Source organism: uncultured Intestinimonas sp. (assembly GCF_944387245.1).
Taxonomy (GTDB): Bacteria; Bacillota; Clostridia; order Oscillospirales; family Oscillospiraceae; genus Intestinimonas.
Genome location: NZ_CALXEE010000047.1, coordinates 1 through 17,367, shown reverse-complemented (window position 1 = coordinate 17,367; position 17,367 = coordinate 1). Strand labels below are relative to the sequence as shown.

The 17,367-nt window shown below is 64.3% G+C and carries 15 protein-coding genes; 1 reads left to right on the top strand and 14 read right to left on the bottom strand.

The window, feature by feature from the left end; all coding sequences use genetic code 11:
- The 14 genes from Q0K15_RS07445 to pyrH all read right to left on the bottom strand — a co-directional run.
- Positions 1-656: HisA/HisF-related TIM barrel protein (locus tag Q0K15_RS07445; protein ID WP_294514718.1), on the bottom strand; the 656-nt coding region annotated here is incomplete at its 3' end.
- Entirely contained in the window at positions 653-1,261 is a 609-nt protein-coding gene (hisH, locus tag Q0K15_RS07440; RefSeq protein ID WP_294514715.1) for an imidazole glycerol phosphate synthase subunit HisH, read from the bottom strand. The genes Q0K15_RS07445 and hisH, both read right to left, overlap by 4 nt.
- Positions 1,261-1,872, bottom strand: coding sequence for an imidazoleglycerol-phosphate dehydratase HisB (hisB, locus tag Q0K15_RS07435; RefSeq protein WP_294514712.1), 612 nt, complete (start codon positions 1,870-1,872; stop codon positions 1,261-1,263). Before hisB ends, hisH begins: the two co-directional genes overlap by 1 nt.
- Positions 1,872-3,158, bottom strand: a complete 1,287-nt coding sequence (gene hisD / locus Q0K15_RS07430) for a histidinol dehydrogenase (RefSeq protein WP_294514709.1) — start codon at positions 3,156-3,158, stop codon at positions 1,872-1,874. Before hisD ends, hisB begins: the two co-directional genes overlap by 1 nt.
- Entirely contained in the window at positions 3,155-3,796 is a 642-nt protein-coding gene (gene hisG, locus Q0K15_RS07425; protein WP_294514705.1) for an ATP phosphoribosyltransferase, read from the bottom strand. Before hisG ends, hisD begins: the two co-directional genes overlap by 4 nt.
- On the bottom strand, positions 3,793-4,959 hold the full coding sequence (gene hisZ, locus Q0K15_RS07420) for an ATP phosphoribosyltransferase regulatory subunit (RefSeq protein ID WP_294514702.1): 1,167 nt from the start codon (positions 4,957-4,959) through the stop codon (positions 3,793-3,795). The genes hisG and hisZ overlap by 4 nt, the downstream gene beginning before the upstream one ends.
- A 276-nt stretch (positions 4,960-5,235) precedes the next feature.
- Complete coding sequence (locus tag Q0K15_RS07415) at positions 5,236-9,513, bottom strand: PolC-type DNA polymerase III (protein ID WP_294514699.1); 4,278 nt, start codon at positions 9,511-9,513, stop codon at positions 5,236-5,238.
- A 36-nt stretch (positions 9,514-9,549) separates the two neighbouring features.
- A complete protein-coding gene (ispG, locus tag Q0K15_RS07410) occupies positions 9,550-10,587 on the bottom strand; it encodes a flavodoxin-dependent (E)-4-hydroxy-3-methylbut-2-enyl-diphosphate synthase (protein WP_294514695.1) in 1,038 nt (345 codons plus the stop codon).
- Between the two features lie 66 nt (positions 10,588-10,653).
- Entirely contained in the window at positions 10,654-11,739 is a 1,086-nt protein-coding gene (locus Q0K15_RS07405) for a M50 family metallopeptidase (RefSeq protein WP_294514692.1), read from the bottom strand.
- A 10-nt stretch (positions 11,740-11,749) separates the two neighbouring features.
- Complete coding sequence (locus Q0K15_RS07400) at positions 11,750-12,898, bottom strand: 1-deoxy-D-xylulose-5-phosphate reductoisomerase (protein WP_294514689.1); 1,149 nt, start codon at positions 12,896-12,898, stop codon at positions 11,750-11,752.
- A gap of 3 nt (positions 12,899-12,901) precedes the next feature.
- Complete coding sequence (locus tag Q0K15_RS07395; RefSeq protein ID WP_294514686.1) at positions 12,902-13,720, bottom strand: phosphatidate cytidylyltransferase; 819 nt, start codon at positions 13,718-13,720, stop codon at positions 12,902-12,904.
- Positions 13,721-13,723: 3 nt separating this feature from the next.
- Positions 13,724-14,470 carry an isoprenyl transferase gene (locus tag Q0K15_RS07390; protein ID WP_294514683.1) on the bottom strand — a complete coding sequence of 249 codons (747 nt, stop codon included), beginning with the start codon at positions 14,468-14,470 and terminating at the stop codon, positions 13,724-13,726.
- A 120-nt stretch (positions 14,471-14,590) separates the two neighbouring features.
- Positions 14,591-15,145: a ribosome recycling factor gene (gene frr, locus Q0K15_RS07385; RefSeq protein ID WP_294514680.1), complete on the bottom strand. Its 555-nt coding sequence runs from the start codon at positions 15,143-15,145 to the stop codon at positions 14,591-14,593.
- Position 15,146: 1 nt separating this feature from the next.
- Complete coding sequence (pyrH, locus tag Q0K15_RS07380) at positions 15,147-15,869, bottom strand: UMP kinase (protein WP_227604578.1); 723 nt, start codon at positions 15,867-15,869, stop codon at positions 15,147-15,149.
- A gap of 273 nt (positions 15,870-16,142) precedes the next feature.
- Here pyrH and ald point away from each other — a divergent pair, with 273 nt between their 5' ends.
- Positions 16,143-17,261: an alanine dehydrogenase gene (gene ald / locus Q0K15_RS07375; RefSeq protein ID WP_294514675.1), complete on the top strand. Its 1,119-nt coding sequence runs from the start codon at positions 16,143-16,145 to the stop codon at positions 17,259-17,261.
- Positions 17,262-17,367 lie beyond the last annotated feature (106 nt).

Here is a 17,367-nt window from a genome sequence, read left to right as displayed (position 1 = left end):
ATGATGGCGGCATAGAGCCCCATGTCCCGCAGGCGCTTGATGTCATCCAGGGTGGTGACTCCGCCGGAGGCCACGATGCGGCAGCTCACCGCCTTCTGAAGGGCGATAAGCTGGTCATAGGAGGGGCCGGAGAGCATACCGTCGGTGGCAATGTCGGTGTAGACGATGGTCTGCACCCCCAGCGCCTCCATCTGCTTGGCAAAGTCCACGGCGTCCAGGCCGGCGTCCTCCTCCCAGCCGGCGGTGCGGACCTTGCCGTTCAGGCAGTCGATGCCCACCGCCACCCGGTCGGGACCCCACTGGTCCAGGGCGTAGGTGACCACCTCCGGGTGGGCGACGGCGGCGGAGCCGATGACGGCCCGGGCCACGCCGGACTCCACCACGGTGATGAGGTCGGGGACGGTCTTGATACCGCCACCCAGCTCCACCTTCAAACCGGACTGCTGGATGACCTCATAGATGAAGGGGAAATTCTTCCGGGTGCCGTCCCGGGCCCCGTCCAGGTCCACCATGTGAACCCAGGCGGCGCCGGCGTCGGCAAAGCGGCGGGCGGTCTCCAGGGCGCTGCTCGCCACCTGGTGGACCGTGTCAAAATCCCCTTTTTTCAGACGGACGCAGCGGCCGTCCTTCATGTCGATGGCAGGCAGCAGGATCATCGGTTCAGCCCTCCAAAATTCTTCAGGATCTGCAAGCCCACCTCGCCGCTCTTCTCCGGGTGGAACTGGCAGCCGTACACGTTTCCCTTCCCCACGGCGGCGGTCACGGGCACGCCGTAGTCGGTCCGGGCGATGACATCGGCGGGGTCGGAGGCCACGGCGCAGAAGGAGTGGACGAAGTAGACATAGCTCCCCTCCTCCACCCCGGTAAAGAGGGGGGAAGGATTGGGGAAGGTCAGGCTGTTCCAGCCGATATGGGGCAGCTTGTAGGCGGTCTCGATCTTCTTTATGCTGCCGCCCACCAGACCCAGGCCGGCGCAGGGCCGTACCTCCTCTCCCAGTTCAAAGAGGAGCTGCATTCCCAGGCAGATGCCCAGAATGGGCTTTTTGGCTGACTGGGCCACGATGGTCTTGTCCAGCCCCGTCCCCCTCAGCTTCTCCGCCGCGTCGGGGAAGGCCCCCACGCCGGGCAGGATGATGGCGTCGGCCATTTCCAGCTCCCCGGCGTCGCCGGTGACCTTGCTCTCCAGGCCCAGATAGGCCATGGCGTTGGTGACGCTCTTCAGGTTGCCCACGCCGTAGTCCACGATGGCAGTATAGCCCATCAGAGCACCCCCTTTGTGGAGGTGACACCGGTGCCGGTGATGGCCACGGCCTCCTTCACCGCCACCCCCAGGGACTTGAAGAGGGCCTCTGTGATATGGTGGGCGTTTTTTCCATAAAGACACTTCATGTGCAGGGTCAGGCCGCTGTTCACCGCGAAGGCCCGCATGAACTCCTCAGTGAGGCAGGAATCATAGCACCCGATCATGGGCTGGGGCATGTCGGCGTCAAAGACCAGGAAGGGACGGTTGGAGAAGTCCAGGGCGGTGAGACACAGAGCCTCGTCCATGGGGATGTAGGCGGAGGCAAAGCGGCGGATGCCCTTCCGATCCCCCAGGGCCCGGCTCATGGCCTGGCCCAGTACGATGCCCACATCCTCCACGGTGTGGTGGCCGTCCACCTCCAGGTCCCCTTTCACCTCCAGCTTCAGCCCCAAGCCGCCGTAAAAGGCGAAGGCGGTGAGCATGTGGTCGAAAAAGCCGATGCCGGTGGACACCGACACCTCCCCGCCCTCCAGAGACAGGGAGAGCTGGATGTCGGTCTCCTTGGTCTTTCGCTGGATGGTATAGGCCCGGAGGGGCCTCTCCCCTTCCCGGTACACAGGCACTTCCATCAGACTCCCTCCTCTTCAAACCGCACCCGGATGGAATTGGCGTGGGCGGTGAGCTTCTCCGCCTCGGCCAGGGCGATGATCTGGTCCTTGATGGGGGCCAGGCTCTTTTCATCATACTGAATGACGCTCATAGTCTTGAGGAAGCTGTCCACGCTCAGTGGGGAGAAGAACCGGGCGGTGCCGCTGGTGGGCAGCACGTGGTCGGGTCCGGCCAGGTAGTCCCCCAGAGGCTCCGGGGACCAGCTCCCCAGGAAGACGGCTCCGGCGTTTTTGATCTTGGGCAGCAGGGCCCGGGGGTGGTTGGTGACGATCTCCAGGTGCTCCGGGGCGATCTCGTTGGCCAGGGCGGCGCAGTCGTCCAGATCCTTGCAGACGATGGCGCAGCCGAAGTCCCGGAGAGAGCACTCCATGATCTCGGAGCGGCTGAGGTAGCCGGTCTGACGGACAATCTCGGCGTCCACCGCTTGGGCCAGTTCCATGGAGTCGGTGAGCAGCACGGCGGAGGCCAGTTTGTCGTGCTCGGCCTGGCTCAGGAGGTCGGCGGCCACGAATTTGGCCTGGGCACCGCCGTCGGCGATGACCAGGACCTCGGAGGGCCCTGCCACCATATCGATGTCCAGCTCGCCGTAGGCCATGCGCTTGGCGGTGGCCACGAAGGCGTTGCCCGGCCCCACCAGCTTGTCCACCTTGGGGATGAAACCCGCCCCGTAGGTGAGGGCGGCCACCGCCTGGGCGCCGCCCACGGCAATGCAGCGGTCCACACCGGCGATCTTCGCGGCGGCCAGGACGGCGTCGCTGAGGTTCTCGGTGGGGGGCGTCACCATGACGATCTCCCCCACCCCCGCCACCTTGGCGGGGACGGCGTTCATGAGGACGCTGCTGGGGTAGGCCGCCGTGCCGCCGGGCACATAGATGCCCACCCGGCTCAGGCCCCGGACCACCCGGCCCACGACGCCGCCGTCGGGGGAGGTCCACTCCTGGCTCTTCACCAGCAGCTTTTCGTTATAATCCCGGATGTTGGCCGCCGCCCGCTCCAGGGCGGCGATGAGCGCTTTGGGGCAGCGGTCATAGGCCGCCTCCAGCTCCGCCTGGGTAAGCTCGTAGGGCTCCTTGTGGTCGAACCTGAGGGAGTACTCCTTCACGGCCTCATAGCCCCGGGCCTTCACGTCCGCCATGACGGCGGACACCGCCTTCTGGATGTCGGCCCCCACCTGGGCGGCTCTCGCCCGCATGGCGGCGATCCGGGCCTGTTCCGCCTGCCCGTCGGCTTTGATGATCTCGATCATGACCGTCTCTCCAATTCCCGCTCGCAGCGGCTGATAAAGTCGTCGATGGCTTCCTTGTGGAGCTTCATGCTGGCGGTGTTGACAATGAGCCGGGCGCTCACCTGGGCCACATCCTCGATGGGCACCAGTCCGTTGGCCTTCAGGGTGGACCCCGTCTCCACGATGTCCACGATGGCGTCGGCCAGGTCCAGAATGGGCGCCAGCTCCACAGAGCCCTCGATCTTGATGATGTCCACGTCCATGCCCTTCCTGGCAAAGAAGGCACGGGCCACGTTGGGGTACTTGCTTGCGATACGCCGGGTCTTGTAGGTGCCGTAGAAGTCGGTGCCCTCCTTCACCGCCAGGGCGAAGCGGCACTTGCCGAACCCCAGGTCCAACACCTCATAGAAGGACTTCCCCTGCTCCAGGATGGTGTCCTTGCCCACGATGCCCAGGTCGCACACCCCGTGTTCCACATAGGTGATGACGTCGGGGGCCTTGGCCAGCACCGCCTCCAGAGGGTAGTTGGGAATGGTATGCACCAGCCGCCGGCCCGGGTTTTTGATGGGGGTGCAGTCCAGGCCCATGGCCTCGAAGAGCTCCACCGACTTGTCCTGAAGCCGCCCCTTGGTGAGGGCGATCCGCAAAGGCTCGCTCATAGCTCCACCCTCCTCTCGGTCCCGTTCTCCAGTACCAGCACGGCCTTTGCCCCCTTCTCCTTCGCCAGGGCGATGGTCTCTTCCAGATCGCCCCGGGGAGAGAGCTCCACCGTCCCCGGCGCTGCGGCATCCACCGCCGCCAGGGCCCGGCCCAGGTCGTCGGCGCCGTAGTGGACCAAGGTCTCCAGCCGCGCCGCCGGCGCCTCGGGGAGGCACCCGGCCACCGCGTCCACGTCCACGGCAAAGCCGGTGGCGGGGGCCGCCCGGCCGAAGGCCTCCACCAGGTTGTCGTACCGGCCGCCGGAGAGGACGGCGTCCCCCGCCCCCTCCACGTAGCCCCGGAAGACCACGCCGGTATAGTAATCGATCTGGTGGACCATGCCCAGATCAAAGCGGATGTGGTCGCCGTAGCCCGCCTTACAGAGGGCGTTGTAGAGCTGCCGCAGGTAGACCAGCACGGCGCTGCCCCCGGCCAGCTCCTCGGCCTCATCCAGCACCTCCGCCCCGCCGAAGAGACGGGAGAGCCGCCGCAGGGCCTTACAGGCTCCCTGTCCGGCGTAGGGTTCCAGCAGGTCATTGAGGGCAGCGAAGTTCTTCCCCTCGATGAGCACCCGCATCTGCTCGATGACAGCGGCGGGCATATCCACCCGGCTGGCCAGGTCCCGGAAAAAGCCCACATGGCCCAACTCCACGTGGTAATCCTGCACGCCGCAGGCGCCCAGGGCGTCCACCGCCAGGGCCACCATCTCCAGGTCGGCCCGCCAGTCGGCGGCGCCGATGAGCTCCACGCCGCACTGGGCGATCTCACTGCTGCCGCCCTTGTGCTCCTGGCCGGAGCGGAAGACGGTCTGGTCGTAAAAGAGCCGCTGGGGCAGGGGCAAAGCCTTCAGCTTGGTGGCCGCCACCCGGGCGATGGGGGTGGTGCAGTCGGGCCGCATCACCATGATCTTTCCGGAGCGGTCAATGATCTTGAGCATGCTCTCCTGGGGCATGGGGTTGCCCGACTGGAGGAAGAGGTCGTAGAACTCCACCTCCGGCGTGCTCACCTCGGCGTAGCCCCGCCGCTGAAAGAGCGCCGTCAGCTCCCGCTGGACCTGCCGCCGCTCCCGGCACTCGGCAAAGAGCCGGTCCCGGGTCCCCTCGGGGGTATTGATGGTATACAAGGGGGGTCCCCCTTTCCTGTAAAGTTACTTTCGTATAGTACCACGTTACTACGCTAAAGTCAACAACTTTTCCCTGTCCGTATAGGGACAGGGGAAAAGTCTTTCATAGGCGGACTGGGCCTTGTTTGAATATGGGCAATATGCCCAGCGGCGAGGGATCTTGGCTGCTGGCAAGCAATTTTTCGCGGGAATCCTGACGGATTTCAAGGAAAAATTGGGCAGTCCAACGGGCAAAAGGCCCGCCGATCGGGCGTGTTGACGATTTTCAAGCAAGGCCTAGAATCCGTCAAACAGGGTCATCTGGCTGGTATCCGGCATGCCGGACAGGGCGCCGCAGGACTTGAGCAGCTCGATATGGGCCTTGGTCACCTTGGGGCAGTCAAAAGAGAACTCCTCCACGGAGAGATACTCCTTCCCCTTGCGCTGCTCCACGATGGAGACGGCCGCCGTCTCACCCAGGCCGGGGATGGCCATAAAGGGCGGAATGAGGGCCTTCTTCTCCTCGTCCACCTGGAAGCGCACCGCGTCCGACCGGTAGAGGCTCATGGGCTCAAAGGTAAAGCCCCGGATGTAGAACTCATAGACCACCTCCAGGGTGGTGAGCATGTCCTGCTCCACGGCGGTGGCATCCTTGTCCTTGGCCCGGATCTCGTCCATCTTGGCCTTGGCCCGGTCCAGACCCTGGCACATGACGGTGGCGTCAAAGGCCTTGGCACGGATGGAGAAGTAGGCGGCGTAGAAGGCCAAGGGCCGGTGGACCTTGAACCAGGCGATGCGGAAGGCCATCATGACATAGGCTACGGCGTGGGCCTTGGGGAACAGATAGGCGATCTTCTTACAGGAGCCGATGTACCAGTCGGGGACGCCGTGCTCCCGCATCTCGTCCTCGGCTCCCTCGGGGAGGCCGCGGCCCTTTCGGACGGCCTCCATGATCTTGAAGGCCCGCTTCTCGTTCATGCCGCAGGAGATGAGGTAGATCATGATATCGTCGCGGCAGCCGATGGCCTGGCCGACGGTGGCGGTGCCGGAGAGGATCAGGTCCCGGGCGTTGCCCAGCCACACGTCGGTGCCGTGGGAGAAGCCGGACAGCCGCACCAGGATGTCGAACTCCGCCGGCTTGGTCTCCTCCAGCATGCCCCGGACGAAGGAGGTGCCGAACTCCGGGATGGCGGTGGCGCCGGTGGGCCCCAGGATCTTGTCGTCCTCGTAGCCCAGGACCTTGGAGGTGATGAAGATGCTCCGGGTGTCCGGGTCGTCCAGGGGGATGGTCTTGGCGTCCATCCCCGTAAGGTCCTCCATCATGCGGATCATGGAGGGATCATCGTGTCCCAGCATGTCCAGCTTCAGGAGGTTGGACTCCATGGAGTGATATTCAAAGTGGGTGGTGATGATGTCGGTGTCGGTGTCGTCGGCGGGGTGCTGGACCGGGCAGAAGTCATAGATCTCCTTGTCCTGGGGGATGACCACCATGCCGCCGGGGTGCTGGCCGGTGGTCCGCTTGACCCCGGTACACCCTTTGGCCAGCCGGAGCATCTCCGCCCGGGTGGCTGTCTTGCCCCGCTCCTCCATGTACTTTTTCACGTAGCCGAAGGCGGTCTTTTCGGCCACGGTGCCGATGGTGCCCGCTCGGAACACGTGGGACTCGCCAAAAAGCTCAAAGGTGTGCTTGTGGGCGTTGGACTGATACTCACCGGAGAAGTTGAGGTCGATATCGGGGACCTTGTCGCCGCCGAAGCCCAGGAAGGTCTCGAAGGGGATGTTGAAACCGTCCTTTTCATACTTGGTGCCGCACACCGGGCAGACGGCGTCGGGCATATCGGCGCCGCAGCCCGCCCCCAGGGTCTTGGCCGTCTCAAAGTCGGAGTGCTTGCAGTTGGGGCAGCGGTAGTGGGGGGGCAGGGCGTTGACCTCGGTGATGCCCGACATGAAGGCCACGATGGAGGAGCCCACCGAGCCACGGGAGCCCACCAGGTAGCCGTGGTCCAGGGAGTCCTGCACCAGCTTCTGGGCCGACATGTAGATGACGTCGTAGTGGCGCATGAGGATGTCGTGGAGCTCGGTCTCGATGCGGTCCACCACGATCTGGGGCGGCTCCTCGCCGTAGAGGCGCTTGGCCTTGCCCCACACCAGGCGCTTGAGCTCCCCCTCCGAGTCCTCCAGCTTGGGGGCGAAGAGGCCGTTGGGCAGGGGGTTCAGGTCCCCGCACCAGGCGGCGATGAGGTGGGTATTGTCCACCACCACCTCCCTGGCCGTTTCCTCCCCCAGGTAGGAAAATTCCTTCAGCATCTCGTCGGTGGAGCGGAAGTAGAGGGGATTGGGAGAATCGGCGTCCTCAAAGCCCTTGGTGTTGAGGAGGATGTGGCGGTAGATCTCATCCTCCGGGTCCAGGAAGTGGACGTCGCCGGTGGCCACCACCGGCTTGCCCATCTCACGCCCCAACTCCACGATGGTGCGGTTGAAATCCCGGAGTTCCTCCTCGTCCCGGGCCAGGGTGCGGCCGGTCTTGTCGGGGCGGAGCATGAAGGCGTTGTTGCTGATGGGCTGGATCTCCAGGTAGTCATACCAGAAGGCGATGCGCTTGAGCTCGGCCCAGGAAGCCCGCCGGGCCACCGCCTGGAAGAGCTCTCCGGCCTCGCAGGCGGAGCCCATCAGCAGGCCCTCCCGGTTCTCGTCGATGAGGCTCTTGGGCATCACCGGGTACTGCTTGCGCTGGAAATGCTCCAAATGGGCCTTGGACACCAGCTTGTAGAGGTTGCGGAGCCCCGTCTGATTCCGGGCCAGGACAATGAGGTGCTTGGCCCGGCGCTTGCCCTTGCGCTTCTGGTTCTGCCCCGCCACCCAGCGGTTGATGGGGCCCAGGGAGTGGATGTCGTGGTCCTCCTCCAGCCGCTTGAAGAAGGGCACCAGCATGTAGGCCACGGTGGAGGCGTCGTCGGTGGCCCGGTGGTGGTTGAAGGCGGGGAGTCCCAGGTGGCCGGCCACTATGTCCAGCTTGTGCTTGGAGAGCTGGGGCAGCAGGGCCTGGGCCAGGGGCAGGGTGTCCACCGCCGTCACATCCAGGGGGATGCCCATGCGGCGGCAGCCCTCAGCGATGAAGCCCACGTCGAAGCCGGCGTTGTGGGCGGCCAAGGGCCGGCCATTCACGAAGTCCAGAAACTGCCGGATGGCCTCGGCCTGGCTGGGGGCCCCCTTCACCATGTCGTCGGTGATGCCGGTGAGCTGGGTCACCTCATAGGGGATGGGCCGCTCCGGGTCCACGAAGGTGGAAAAGACCTCGTCGGTGACCTTACCGTCCTTGTAGACCACGGCGCCGATCTCGGTGATGACGTCATGGCGGGCGTCCAGGCCGGTGGTCTCCAGGTCGAAGCAGACGTACTCCCCATGAAAATCGGCGTCCAGGTTGCCCCGGACGGCAGGCATGTCGTCCACGTCGTTGATAAAATAGGCCTCCACGCCGAAGAGCATCTTGATACCCGCCTTCTTGGCGGTAGAGTAGGCCGTGGGGAAGTCGTGGCAGACGCCGTGGTCGGTGATGGCGATGGCGGGGTGGCCCCAGGCCGCCGCCCGCTGGATCACCTTCTTGATGTCGGTGGTGGCGTCCATGGAGGACATCTTGGTATGTAAGTGGAGCTCCACCCGCTTCTTCCCCGGGGCGGTGTCGGTGCGCTCGGGGGGGCGCTCTCCCTCGGCGATGCCGGTGGGCTCGATCTGGAGCTCACCCTGATAGGGGCTCACCCGGCCCTGGACGATGAGGTGCTGCCCCTCCTTCAGGGCGCCCGCCAGGGCCTTGCCCTCCTCCCCCACCAGGAATTTTGCCACCCGGATAGAGTTGGTTTGGTCGGTGATGTCGAAGCGGACGATCCACGCCCCCCGCTTTTTCATCTCCACGTGGTCGGTGGCAAAGACATCGCCTTCGATGGTCACCATCTCGGTGTCCAGGGTGACGTCGCTCATGGGGATGTGGCCGAATTTTTTGGTGATCTTCCCGAAGAGAAGCTTGCTGCCCCCCTTCTCCTTCTTCTTTTCACTGGGTACCGCCGGCTTGATGTGCTTCAGCGCCTCCTGGCGGATGCGCTCAGTGCGGCGAAAGACCTCCATGGGGTCCTCCTCCGCCGGAGCGGAGGGGGCGGGCGCTGCGGATGCTGGAGCCTCCGCGACGGGCGGCTCCTCCACAGGGGTAGGAGCGGTCTCCTCCGGCGGCATGTCGGCCTCCGTGGGCATAGGCACTTCCTCCGGGGGCATATCGGCTTCGGTGGGCAGGGGCGCCTCCTCCCAGGGGGGCAGGTCGTCCGCCGGACCCTCTACCGGGGCGGGTTCCTCCACGGTGAGGCTCAGACGGGCGCTGCTCAGGCCGTAGACCGCCGCCAGCTCCGCCGACACCCGGTCCAGCATCCCATCAGGGACGGGCCGGGGGCCGGTGAGCTCCGCCTGAAGGCTGCGGCTGCCCTTGTCGATGACGGCGGAGCACACCGACGTCTCCCCCATGGGGCGTCTCAGCTCTGCCGACGGGCTCCAGGCGGAAAAGAGGGTGAAAAATGGGATTTTATCAGGCATGACGGCTATGGCTCCTTCTCCGAGGGTTTTTTAGGTTCAAAGGGACTCAATCAGGCGAAAGAGCTCGTCCACCAGCTCCTCCTGTGGCACTTTCTTCACGATCTCTCCCTTGCGGAAGAGCAGGCCCACGCCGTCGCCGCCGGCGATGCCCACGTCGGCCTCCCGGGCCTCCCCGGGTCCGTTGACCACGCAGCCCATGACGGCCACGGTGATGGGCTTACGGACCGCGCGCAGCCGTTCCTCCACCTCGTTGGCCAGGCCGATGAGGTCGATCCTGGTCCGGCCGCAGGTGGGACAGGAGATGAGCTCGGGGGCATCCTTCCGGAGGCCCACCACCCGCAGAATGTCCTGGGCGGCGTAGACCTCCTCCACCGGGTCGGCGGAGAGGGACACCCGGATGGTGTCGCCGATGCCCAGGGCCAGCAGGCCGCCGATGCCCACGGCGGACTTTAAAATACCCATGCGGGGCGTCCCCGCCTCGGTGAGACCCACGTGGAGGGGGTAATCGCTCTCGGCGGCCATCTTCCGGTAGGCGGCGATGGTGCCGGGGACGCTGGAGGTCTTGAGGGAGACGCAGATGTCGTCAAAGTCCCAGCGGTTAAGCAGCCTGATGTGGCCGAAGGCCGACTCCACCAGGGCCTCGGAGGTGGGACCGCCGTACTTGGCCAGCAACTCCTTTTCCAGGGAACCGCCGTTGACGCCGATGCGGATGGGGATGTTTTTCCCGGCGCAGGCCCGGGCCACCGCCTTCACCCGGTCGGCATCGCCGATGTTGCCCGGGTTGATGCGCACGGCGTCGGCACCGGCGGCCACTGACTCCAGAGCCAGCTTGTAGTCGAAGTGGATGTCCACTACCAGGGGGATGTGGATGCGCTCCTTGATGGCGCCCACCGCCTTTGCCGCCGCCAGGTCGGGCACCGCCACCCGGATGATCTCGCACCCCGCCTCCTCCAGCCGGAGGATCTGGGCCACGGTGGCCTCCACGTCGTCGGTGCGGGTGTTGCACATGGACTGGACGGTCACCGGGGCGCCGCCGCCCACGGGCACACCGCCCACCAGGATCTGTTTGCTCATGTACGCTGCCTCCTATATATAGGTATGGCCGGCGGGTGAATACCACCCGCCGGCTGAAGCACATGTCTAGGTAAAAATTCGGACCACGTCGTTGAAGGCCACCACCACCATCAGCAGCAGCAGGAAAATAAAGCCGGCCATGTGGACATAGCCCTCGTATCTGGGGTCCAGCTTCCGGCGGGTCACCAGGGTAAAGAGCCAGTTCACCACCAGGAAGAAAATCCGGCCGCCGTCCAGGGCGGGGATGGGCAGCAGGTTCATCACCGCCAGGTTGATGGCGATGAAGGCGGACAGATTGAGGATGCTGAAGATGGCGCCCACCAGGGGGGACCCGCCGCTCTCCGCTGCCGCCTGGGCTCCCTCCTCTCCGGCCTGGCCCATGACGTCCATGATGCCGATGACGCCGGACATGTCCTTCACTCCCGCCTTGCCGGTAAAGAGGTCCACCAGACTCAGGCGGACCATACGCACCATGTCCAGTGAGGTGTACCAGCTCTGCTGGATGCGCACCAGGGGGGTGGCCTCCTCCACAGCGAAGGTGAGGCCGTACATCATCCTGGTCTGGCCCTCATAGTCGTACTCCCTGGGGATCAGAGGAAAGTCGTCCAGGACGATCTTCTCTCCATCCCGCAGGACCACCAGGTCCATAGGCTTTCCTCCGGCCCGGGAGAAAAAGAGGTCGATGTCGTTTTTGGAGTAGATCCGCTCCCCGTTCACCGACAGGATGCGGTCCCCCACCATGAGGCCGTCGGCCCCTTCATTGGGAAAGCCGTCCATGAATCCGGCGATGACCGGGGTGACGAAACCCACCGCCTGGCTGTAGACCACGATGAGCAGCACCAGACCGGTGAGGAAATTCATGGCCGAACCGGCCACAAGGACGATGAACTTCTTCCAGCCCGGCTTGTTTGCAAAGCTTCCCGGGTCGTCGGTGGCCTCGTCCTCCCCCTCCATGGCGCAGAAGCCCCCGATGGGGATGGCCCGGAGGGAGTACTGGGTCTCCCCCTTTGTGGCGGACCACAGCAGGGGCCCCATGCCGATGGCGAACTCGTTGACCCGCACCCCCAGAAGCTTGGCGGTGATGAAGTGGCCGAACTCGTGGAGGGCGATGAGGATGCCAAAGACAACGATGGCGATGAGGATATAGAGCATATGGTTCTCCTTACTGGTTTTCCATGACGGCCGCGCGGGCTGCCTGATCGGCCTGGAAGATCTGCTCCAGATCTGGAGACTGGACCGCCGGGACCCGTTCCATGGCCAGTGCCACCTGCCGGGCAATGTCCATGAAACCGATGCGCCGGTCCAGGAAGAGGCCCACCGCCGCCTCGTTGGCCCCGTTGAGGATGGCCGTGGCGGCGCCGCCGGTGCGGGCGGCCTCCAGGGCCAGGGCCAGACAGGGGAAGGCCTCGGGATCGGGCGCCTGGAAGGTGAGGCTGGGACACTTCAGCAGGTCCAGGGGCTCCGCCGGGCCTGGGGCGCGCTCCGGCCAGGTGAGGGCGTACTGGATGGGCAGGCGCATATCCGCCGCCCCCAGCTGGGCCAGCACCGCATTATCACAGTATTCCACCAGGGAGTGGACTATACTCTCCCGGTGGACCACAATGGAAATTTTTTCGGGGGGCAGCTCATAGAGCCGCATGGCCTCGATGAACTCCAGGCCCTTGTTCATGAGGGTGGCCGAGTCCACGGTGATCTTGGCCCCCATGGCCCAGTTGGGGTGCTTGAGGGCCTGCTCCAGAGTGACACCTTCCAGCTCCTCCCGGCTCCGGCCGAAGAAGGGCCCGCCGGAGGCGGTGAGGATGAGGCGCTTGACCTCCCCCCGGTCCTTACAGCCCTGAAGGCACTGGAAGATGGCTGAGTGCTCCGAATCCACGGGGACGATCTCGGCGCCCCAGCGCCGGGCCTCCGCCATAACCAGCTCGCCGGCGCACACCATGGTCTCCTTGTTGGCCAGGGCGATGCGCTTGCCCGCCCGGATGGCTGCCATGGTGGGCCGCAGCCCGGCGATGCCCACCACGGCTGTGACTACCGTGTCCGCCGAGGGCAGGGCGGCGGCCTCCAGGAGCCCCTCCTCCCCGGAGCGAACCCGGACGGAGGTGTCGGAGAGCCGAATCTTCAGGTCGGCGGCGGCCGCCTCATCCACGCACACCGCCAACTCCGGCCGGAACCGCCGGGCCTGCTCCTCCAGCAACGCCACGTTGCGGTGGGCGGTGAGGGCCCGGACCGGCAGGTCCAGGGCGGCGGCCACATCCAGGGTCTGCCGGCCGATGGAACCGGTGGAGCCCAGGAGAGAGATGCTTCTCTTTTTCACGGCTCAGCCCCCCTGAATGGCGGGCAGGAAGTGGACCAGGATCTCAATGAGGGGCGCGCAGAAGATCACGCTGTCGAACCGGTCCAGCACACCGCCGTGGCCGGGGAAGATATTGCCGAAATCCTTCAGGCCATACTGCCGCTTAATATAGGAGAAGGACAGGTCGCCGATCTGGGAGACCAGGCTGCCCAGAGCTCCATAGATGGCGAAGATCACATAGCTCACCTTGAGCTGGAAGCCGAACTGCATCACCACCCCGTAGATGAGGCAGCATACGATGGAGCCCACGAAGCCACCCACGGCCCCCTCCACCGTCTTTTTAGGGGAGAGCTCAGGGGCCAGCTTGTGCTTGCCGAAAGCCATGCCAGCGAAGAGAGCGAAGGCGTCGCTGGTGAAAGCCGCCACCAGGGGAATGAGGATGAGGTAGTCCCCCAAGGGCTGATGGTCCAGCCGGACAAAGGAGGAGAGAAAATAGGGGATGAGCATGGCGAAGAAGAAGGACCCGCCCATTTTCTCCAGGGTCACGGTGTAGTGGCTGGAGATAGCCACCACAAAGATGAGCAGGAAGTAGAGGAAAATACCCACCAGGGCCGAGCGCATACCCTCACCGATAAAGACCCAGAAGGGGATGACGCCGGACAGGGCGATGGAGAGGGCGGAAATCTTGGGGTTCTTGACAAAGCCCGTGGACCAGAGCACCTCGTGAACGGCCACCATGGAGAGGGCCGAGATCATGATGGGCAGGAAGATGGGCGGCAGCAGGAAAAAGATCACAAAGATGAGCGGGATGCACACCACCGCCACCAGAATACGTTTACCCATGGGTCACACGCCTCCAAACCGGCGGGAGCGCCCCTGATAGGCCGCCAGCGCCTTGTTCAGCTCTTCCTTGGTAAAATCAGGCCAGAGCACGTCGGTAAAGTAGAATTCGGCATAGGCCGACTGCCAAAGCAGGAAGTTGGAAATCCGGATCTCCCCACTGGGCCGGATGACCAGGTCGGGGTCTGGGACACCGGCGGAGAAGAGATACGAGCCAAAGACCTCCTCCGTCAGGTCCCCCGGCTTCTTGTCGCCCCGGGCACAGTCCTCAGCGAAGGCCTTCGCCGCCCGCAGTACTTCGTCCCGGCCGCCGTAGTTCAGGCAGATGTTCACCTGGCAGCCCTCATAGTGGGTGGAGATCTCCTCCGTCCGCCGGCACAGGGCCTGGAGCTCCGGGTCCAGGGGGGAGAGATCGCCGAAAAAGCGCATCTTCACCCGGTCCCGCTCCATGCGGCTGATGGCCTCCAGCAAATACTTCTTCAGAAGGCCCATGATGGCGGAGACCTCCTCCACCGGACGCTTCCAGTTCTCCGTGGAGAAGGCATACACCGTCAGATACTCCAGGCCGATGTCCTTGCAGTAGGTGGCAATGGTGCGGAAATTCTCGGCGCCGGCAGCGTGGCCCGCCGTGCGGGGAAGCCCCCGCTTCTTGGCCCAACGGCCGTTGCCGTCCATGATGATGGCCACGTGGCGGGGCAGGTGGTCAAAATCCACCTGGTCTGCCGCCGCGGGCCTGCGTTTCAAAAAGGCCATGTCAGCCTCCTAAATCCGATACTCGTGCCAACTCCCCGCCCCGCGGACGGGACGGGGAGCCAGTAAAGATGTGCGGGGCGCACAGCGCCCCGCACCTATCATATCCAAAAGGTTCGGGCGTTACACCGCCATGAGCTCCTTCTCCTTCTTGGCGGAGAGGTCATCCAGCTCCTTGCAGCGCTTGTCGGTCAAGTCCTGAAGCTCCTTCTCGAACTCCTTGCAGTCGTCCTCGGTGATCTCGGACTTCTTCTGCTTGGCCTTGAGCTTATCCATGGCGTCCCGGCGGATGTTCCGGATGGCCACCTTGCCGTTCTCGGCATACTTCTTCACCTGCTTGGTGAGCTCCTTACGGCGCTCCTCGGTGAGCTGGGGGAAGCCCAGCCGAATGGAGCTGCCGTCGTTCTGGGGGTTGATGCCCAGATCGGAGGTCTGGATGGCCTTCTCGATGGCCTTCAGAATGGAGGCGTCCCAGGGCTTGATGAGCAGGCTCCGGGGATCGGGAGAGGAAATGGCGGCCACCTGGTTGATGGGGGTGGGGCTGCCGTAGTAATCCACAGTGATCTTATCCAGGACGGCGGCGTTGGCGCGACCGGCCCGGACGCTGGCGAAGTCGGAGATCACTACCTCCACGGTCTTCTGCATCTTGGCATCGTATTCCTTCAGGATCTCGTTCATCTCACTTCTCCTCCTTGACGATGGTGCCCACCTTCTCGCCCATGACCACCCGGTAGATGTTCTCGGGGTCCTTCAGGGCGAAGAGGATGACGGGGATCTTGTTATCCATGGACAGGGACGTGGCGGTGGAGTCCATCACCTCCAGGTGCTGGGCCAACACATCATCGTAGCTGATGCTGTCGTACTTTACCGCCGTGGGGTCCTTTCTGGGGTCGGCGCTGTACACGCCGTCGATGTTCTTGGCCAGCAGGATGGCGTCGGCGTCGATCTCCGCCGCACGCAGCACCGCCGCGGTGTCAGTGGAGAAGAACGGATTGCCGGTGCCGCAGCCGAAGATGACTACCCGGCCCTTTTCCATATGGCGAATGGCCTTGGAGCGGATGTAGGGCTCGGCCACCGAGCGCATCTCGATGGCGGTCTGGACCCGGACGTCCACGCCCTTCTGCTCCAGCACGTCGGCAATGGCCAGGGCGTTGATGGCAGTGGCCAGCATGCCCATGTGGTCGGCCCGGGTGCGCTCCATCCGGTCGCCGCCGTCCTTCACGCCGCGCCAGAAGTTGCCGCCGCCCACCACGATGCCCACCTGGACACCGGCTTCATTACATTTTTTGATTACGTCGCAGACTCTGCCGATGACGTCAAAATCCAGCCCACGGCTGGCGTCTCCAGCCAGGGCCTCACCGCTGACTTTCAGCAGGATGCGCTTATACTGCGGTTCAGGCATAGAGAATATCCCCTTCCGTATCCTTATATTCCTGGGCCGCGTCCGGATCAGTTCCGGCACGGCGCAACAGCCCACGGACAGAGCCGCGGCGCAGTTTACTCAGTCGTACCTATTTTAATATAACTTTTCCCTTTTGCATAGGGGGGCAGTCAGATTTTTTAAAATTTATACACATATCAAATCTCTCTGCCGTTTCCCTCTTTCCCACCGCTGCGATCTATATTATAATGGTATTGGTCAAACCGTCCGCACGCAGGAAAGGAGGCAATCTCTATGCTGATTGGTATCCCTATGGAAGTCAAGCCCCAGGAGTTCCGTGTCGCCCTCACCCCCGCCGGCACCGATGCCCTGGTACGGGCAGGCCACCAAGTGGTGCTCCAGAGCAGTGCCGGTCTGGGCAGCGGCTTTACTGACGAGGAGTACATCGACGCCGGAGCCCGGATCTGCGATGACCCGGAGGAGATCTTCCGCATCGCCGACATGATCGTCAAGGTCAAAGAGCCCCAAGAGGAGGAGTATGCCTTGCTCCGCCCTGGACAAACGCTGTTTACCTACCTTCACCTGGCCCCCAACCGTGCGCTGACCCGGGCCATGCTGGAACGCCGGGTGACCGGCATTGCCTATGAGACCGTCCAGCTCGCCGACGGTTCCCTGCCTCTCTTGGCCCCTATGAGCGAGGTGGCCGGACGCATGTCCATTCAGGTGGGCGCCCGCCTGCTGGAGCAGACCGCCGGCGGCCGGGGCGTACTGCTGGGCGGCGTCCCCGGTGTGGAGAGCGCCCATGTGGCGGTCATCGGCGGCGGCACCGTGGGAACCAACGCTGTGAAGATGGCCGTGGGCCTGGGCGCTCAGGTGACGGTGGTGGACGTGTCCATCGAGCGGCTCACCTATCTGGACGACCTCTTCCAGGGCCGTGTTATCACCTTGGCCTCCAACCCCTACAACATCGCCAGAGCCACCCAATGGGCCGATCTGGTGGTGGGCGCGGTTCTCATTCCCGGCGGCGCCATCGCTCCCCGGCTCATTACCGAGGAGATGGTACGGCAGATGCGGCCCGGCTCTGTCATCATCGATGTGGCCGTGGACCAGGGCGGCATCGTGGAGACCATCGACCACACCACCACCCACCAGGACCCTACCTACGTCAAGCACGGGGTCATTCACTACGCTGTGAGCAACATGCCCGGCGCTGTCCCCCGCACCTCCACCTTTGCCCTCACCAATGCCACCCTGCCCTATATCCGGGCCATCGCCGACCACGGCCCCGAAGAGGCCATGCGGCTGGACCCCGCCCTCCGCAAGGGCTTGAATACCTACATGGGCAAGCTGACGCTTCCATCCGTGGGAGAGATTCAGGGGCTTCCCTCCACCCCCTCTGAAGCGCTGTTCTGAAAGAAATACCCCGGATTGGGACACGAAAAGGGCCGGGCACCTGTGGTGCCCGGCCTTCAATGTCTTTATGAGTTGTTTGCCCAGCCGCTTGATGATCTCCCCGGCG